Annotated in this window: 4 protein-coding genes and 2 pseudogenes; 4 read left to right on the top strand and 2 right to left on the bottom strand. The window is 69.3% G+C overall.

Annotation, left to right across the window (positions count from 1 at the left end):
* Positions 1-220: 220 nt before the first annotated feature.
* Positions 221-1666, top strand: coding sequence for a glycoside hydrolase family 43 protein (locus tag ACNFOC_RS50055; RefSeq protein WP_416965648.1), 1446 nt, complete (start codon positions 221-223; stop codon positions 1664-1666).
* A 110-nt stretch (positions 1667-1776) separates the two neighbouring features.
* Positions 1777-2844, top strand: coding sequence for an endo-1,4-beta-xylanase (locus ACNFOC_RS50050; RefSeq protein WP_416965647.1), 1068 nt, complete (start codon positions 1777-1779; stop codon positions 2842-2844).
* A 128-nt stretch (positions 2845-2972) separates the two neighbouring features.
* Here ACNFOC_RS50050 and ACNFOC_RS50045 read toward each other — a convergent pair whose 3' ends face one another.
* Both ACNFOC_RS50045 and ACNFOC_RS50040 read right to left on the bottom strand, forming a co-directional pair.
* A complete protein-coding gene (locus ACNFOC_RS50045) occupies positions 2973-3164 on the bottom strand; it encodes a DUF5999 family protein (protein ID WP_329245543.1) in 192 nt (63 codons plus the stop codon).
* A gap of 283 nt (positions 3165-3447) precedes the next feature.
* Positions 3448-3795 (bottom strand): annotated as a pseudogene (locus ACNFOC_RS50040) (hypothetical protein); the annotation flags it as partial.
* Between ACNFOC_RS50040 and ACNFOC_RS50035 the strand changes: the two are divergent.
* Together ACNFOC_RS50035 and manB are read left to right on the top strand one after the other, a co-directional pair.
* Positions 3787-4356, top strand: a pseudogene (locus ACNFOC_RS50035) (peptidoglycan recognition protein family protein); the annotation flags it as partial. The pseudogenes ACNFOC_RS50040 and ACNFOC_RS50035 overlap by 9 nt on opposite strands.
* Positions 4357-4521: 165 nt before the next feature.
* Positions 4522-5679 (top strand): mannose-1-phosphate guanylyltransferase (manB, locus tag ACNFOC_RS50030; protein WP_416965646.1); only part of this gene is annotated, 1158 nt, incomplete at its 3' end.

Raw genomic sequence — 5679 nt, 5'->3', positions numbered from 1 at the left:
GCGCCGGCTGGGTCCGGCGACTGAGGGCGGCCCGTACGGTGAGGGCGCGGAGGTACCGAACTCGTCGTGCGGCGGCGCGGGCTCGGCGATCGCCCGCTCGCGTCCGTCGATCATGTCGTTGAGCGCGGTCGCCGCCGCGGCCGCCGGTGTTCCGGCTCCGTAATGTTCGTCAATCGGCCCGAAACTTTCGAACTCGGGCCGGCCGGAGGGGCGGAGACACATGCGGACCTACGACAACCCGGTCATCGGCGGTTTCCACCCCGACCCCAGCGTGTGCCGGGTCGGCGAGGACTACTACCTCGTGTGCTCCAGCTTCGAGTACTTCCCCGGGGTCCCGCTCTTCCACAGCCGGGACCTGGTGCACTGGCGCCAGCTCGGCAACGTCCTTGACCGGGCAGGGCAGTTGGACCTCCCGGCCGACACGCCCGCCTCCGCCGGCATCTATGCCCCGACCCTCCGCCACCACGACGGCCGCTTCTACCTGATCACCACCGAGGTGGGCGGCAAGGGCAACTTCATCGTCACCGCCGACCGGCCCGAGGGCCCCTGGTCGGACCCGGTCCTCGTCGACGTGCCCGGCATCGACCCCGACCTCGCCTGGGACGAGGACGGCAACTGCTGGTGCGCCGTCGCCGGGGTGAAAGCGGCCCGCATCGACCCGACCACCGGCAAGGTCCTGGAGGGCCCGCTCCCGATCTGGTCCGGCACGGGACTCCAGCATCCGGAGGCCCCGCACCTCTACCGAGTCGGCGACTGGTGGTACCTGCTGCTGGCCGAGGGCGGCACCGCGCACGGCCACAGCGTCTCGATCGCCCGCGCCCGCTCCCCACGCGGCCCCTTCGAACCGGCCCCCGCCAACCCGATCCTCTCCCACCGCAGCACCGACCTCCCCATCCAGAGCACCGGCCATGCCGACCTGGTCACGGCCCCCGACGGCACCTGGTGGATGGTGCTGCTCGGCACCCGGCCGCGAGGCTGGTTCCCCGGCTTCCACGTCCTGGGCCGCGAGACGTTCCTGACCCCGGTGGAGTGGGTGGACGGCTGGCCAAGGGTCGGCCCGGTACAGGAACAGCACCCTGCCCCTGCGGCCTGGCACACCTTCGAACTCCCGCCGGTACGCGACGACTTCGACGCCCCGACCCTCGCCGTCTCCTGGATCTCCCCGCGCAGCAGGCCGGACGACAGCTGGTCGCTGACCCGCCGTCCGGGCTGGCTCACCCTCGACGGGCGGACCGGCCCCGCGTTCCTCGGACGCCGACAACAACACCCCGACTGCCGCGCGTCGGTCCGGATCGACCCCGGCTCCGGCCGCGCCGGCCTCTCCGTCCGCATGGACGAGGCCCATCACTACGACATCGAGGTCGCCGGGGGAGTGACGAGCGTCGTCGCGCAGATCGGTCCCGTACGGCAGCGCATCGCCTCCCGCCCGGTGCCGCCGGGGCCGGTCACCCTGGCCGTCGACATCGCCGCGACCGGCGCCGGCGGGCGCGGCCCGGACACCCTGACGTTCTCGGTGGAGGGCCCCGAAGGCGCCGTAGAACTGGCCGAGTTGGACGGCCGCTATCTCTCCACCCAGGTCGCCGGAGGCTTCACCGGTCGCGTGATCGGCATGTACGCCACCGAGAGCGAGGCGGCCTTCGACTGGTTCGACTACCAGCCGCAGTGACACACCCTTCTGGATCGATTCTTTCTGAACTGGATCCGAAAGTTTCGACCCTCTCCGGCACGGGCGCAACCTCACGCACTGCTTGCTCACCCATGGACAGGAGTCGCACCATGCCCAGGAACAGACTGAGACTCGCGGGCGCCGTCGCCGCCGTCCTCATCGCGGCGGGCATCGCCACCGGCCCGCCCGCCCAGGCCCGCGAGGAACTGCGCACCCAGGCCCACGACAATCAGCGCACCCTCGCCCAACTCGCCGAGCGCCACGGCCGTTACTTCGGCAGCGCCACCGACAACCCCGAGCTGACCGACACCGCGTACACGAAGATCCTGGGCAGCGAGTTCGACATGATCACCCCGGGCAACGGCATGAAGTGGTACGCCACCGAGCCCCGGCAGGGCGTCTTCGACTGGACGAACGGCGACCAGATCGTGGACCTCGCCCGCGCGAACCACCAGCGGGTCCGCGCCCACACCCTGGTCTGGCACAGCCAGTTGCCCGACTGGCTCACGTCCGGCACCTGGACGGCGGACGAGCTGAGGGCCGTACTGAAGAAGCACATCACCACTGAGGTACGGCACTACCGAGGGAAGGTGTACTCCTGGGACGTCGTCAATGAGGCGTTCAACGAGGACGGCACCTACCGCGACACCATCTGGTACCGGACGCTCGGCCCCGGCTACATCGCCGACGCGCTGCGCTGGGCCCACCAGGCCGACCCGCACGCCAAGTTGTACCTCAACGACTACAACATCGAGGCGACCGGCCCGAAGAGCGACGCCTACTACGCCCTCGCGAAGCAACTGGGGGCCCAGCACGTGCCGTTGGACGGCATCGGACTCCAGGCGCACCTGGCCCTCCAGTACGGCTATCCGGCGACCCTGGAGGACAACCTCCGCCGCTTCTCCCGCCTCGGTCTCGACACCGCGCTCACCGAGGTCGACGTACGGATGCAACTCCCGGCGACCGACGCCAAGTTGGCGGAGCAGGCGACCTGGTACCGGGATCTGACCGGGGCGTGCCTCGCGGTGCGCGGGTGTGTGGGGGTGACCATCTGGGATTACACGGACCGGTATTCGTGGATTCCGGCGGTCTTCCCGGGGGAGGGAGCGGCACTTCCGTGGGACGAGCAGCTGAATACGAAACCGGCTTATCACGCGCTCCGTGAGGCGCTGCGATAACAGCCGACTACGGGGAGTGAACTACCCCGGATACGCGTCGGGGCCGGTGCGCATCGAGTGCGGCCGGCCCCTCATGTTCTTGCAGTGCACAGCGACGGGCGGCGCGGCGGAACCGCCCGTGGTGGCGTTCAGGCCGCCGTCATCACCTGGCGGTGCGGGGCGATGATCTGGCCGTCGGGCAGGAGCTCACCGGTGTCCTCGAACAGGAGAACGCCGTTGCACAGCAGGCTCCAGCCCTGTTCCGGGTGGTGCGCCATGAGGCGGGCGGATTCCCGGTCGGCGGATTCGGCCGTGGGACACGGTGGCTGGTGCTTGCACATTGGTGGGATCTCTCGCTCTGTTGTGGTCATGTCCGTCCCCCGTGGTGTTGAGTCGGTCCGAACCCAGTGTTGCCCCATGGACGTCAATCCGCAGGGATTTAGCAGCACCGCTTCTCACAGGTTGATGACGCATCACCCGCGCGGACGGTTCATCCCAATTCCCAGCTCGTACGAGCTTTTTCCTGCTCGTACGAGCGTTACGAGCGTAAAAGGGCCGGAAACGCGATCGTACCCCGCTGCCGGGAATTCGGCGGCGGGGTACGAGGGTGACGGAGGGGGAAAGTCAGGCGGGCGAACCGAGCAGCGGCGCGGGAGTCACCCGATGGGTCAGCATCGGCAGCAACTCGGCGACCCGGTGCGGACGGTGGGCCGCGATGCCGGGCGGCGCGGGGGCCAGCGGGACGAGCAGATCGGATGCGACGGGGTGGCCGTCGGCGCCGTCCTCGGTGAGGTCGCCGTGCAGCCAGAGCGTGAGCATGTAGAGGCCGGGCACGGACAGGAGGCGCGGCTGGTGGGCGTCCTTCATGTTCTCGGCCTGGCGCAGCGCCCGCTCGGTGGAGGCGATGTACGGGCCCTCGAAGAAGTGCGAGAACGCCCAGCCGTCAGGGGTCAGCATCGTCTCCGCGGCGGCGCCGACGAGAAGCTGCGGGAGAAGGGGTTCGTGTACACGAAGAAGGTCAAGGCGGCCTTCGTGCACCACACCGCCACCGGCAACAACTACCGCTGCTCGCAAGCGCCTTCAGTCATTCGCGGTATCTACCGTTACCACGTCAAGAGCAGTGGCTGGCGCGACATCGGCTACAACTTCCTCGTCGACAAGTGCGGGACCATCTACGAGGGCCGCGCCGGGGGAGTGGCGAAGGCGGTCATGGGCGCCCACACCCTCGGTTTCAACACCAACAGCATGGGGATCGCGGTCCTCGGAACCTTCGGCAGCGCCAAACCGTCCTCGGCGGCAGTGACCGCCATCGCCAGGCTCACCGCATGGAAGCTCGGCCTCTACGGGGTCAATCCGCGCGGCAAGACATACCTGAAGTCCGGTGGTGGCAATCTCTACCGAAAAGGAAAGAACGTACGACTCAATGTGATCTCCGGCCATCGGGACGGGTTCGCCACGGAGTGCCCAGGACGGCAGCTCTACGGCAAGCTCGGCTCGGCCCGCTCCACGTCGGCCCGCTACCAGGGCCGCTGACGGAGCGGACCGACAGGGGGGCCGGGAAAGAGTCTGCGGGACACCTGCACACGTACAGACGGACACACGGCACGCGTACACCTACACGTACACATGCACGGTCTGCATACACTGGCCGGCCGAAAAAACAGTTCGGCCGGTCCCGGCAGGAAGCAGAGACGACAGGTGACAGAAGCGATCCTCCTGGTCGGCGGCAAGGGCACCCGGTTGCGCCCGCTCACGGTGCACACCCCGAAGCCGATGGTCAGGGCGGCGGGGGTGCCGTTCCTCACGCATCAGCTGGCGAGAGCGAGAGCGGCGGGCGTGGACCACATCGTCCTGGCCACTTCCTATCTGGCGGAGGTGTTCGAACCGCACTTCGGTGACGGTTCGTCCCTCGGCCTCCACATCGAGTACGTCACGGAGGACGAGCCCCTCGGCACGGGCGGCGCGATCCGCAACGTGGCCTCGCGCCTCCACTCGGGTCCCGACGACCCGGTCCTGATCTTCAACGGCGACATCCTGACGGGCCTGGACATCAGGGCCCTGGTCCACACCCACGAGACGACGGGCGCGGACGTCTCCCTCCACCTCACGAAGGTGACGGACCCGCGCGCCTACGGCCTCGTCCCCACGGACGGGACGGGCAGGGTCCTGGCCTTCCTGGAGAAGCCCCAGACCCCCGAGGAGATCGTCACCGACCAGATCAACGCGGGGGCGTACGTCTTCCGCCGCTCGATCATCGACACGATCCCGGCAGGCCGCCCGGTCTCGGTGGAACGGGAGACATTCCCGGACCTGCTGGCCGCGGGAGCCCACCTCCAAGGCCTGGTCGACTCGACGTACTGGCTGGACCTGGGCACTCCGGCCGCCTTCGTCCGAGGATCGGCGGACCTGGTCCTGGGCCGGGCCCCGTCCCCCGCGATCCCCGGCCGCTGCGGCGACCGCCTGGTCCTCCCCACGGCCAGGGTGGCCGCCGACGCCAAACTCACGGGTGGCACGGTGGTGGGCGAGGGCGCGTTCGTGGCGGAGGGCGCGAGGGTCTTCGGCAGCACCATTTTGCCGGGCGCGGTAATCGAACCGGGCGCCGTGATCACCGACTCCCTCATCGGCACCCGAGCCGTCGTGGGCGAACGCTCCGTCCTCACCGGCACGGTCATCGGAGACGGCGCGATCATCGGCGCCGACACAGTCGAAGAGGCGACGAGCGTCGACGGCCTCGCGGTGCCGATCAAGGTCTTCACGCGGGCAACGAGCTGCGGGCGACCGGCCTGTCCGTCACAACCGCCGGGGCTTTTCCCCGGCAGCGGACCGGGAACGTCATGGCCTCGCGCTTGGTGGAAC

Source organism: Streptomyces colwelliae, assembly GCF_048158785.1.
Taxonomy (GTDB): Bacteria; Actinomycetota; Actinomycetes; order Streptomycetales; family Streptomycetaceae; genus Streptomyces.
Note: the sequence above shows the minus strand (reverse complement) of the source record. Positions and strands in the feature narration are given on the sequence as shown.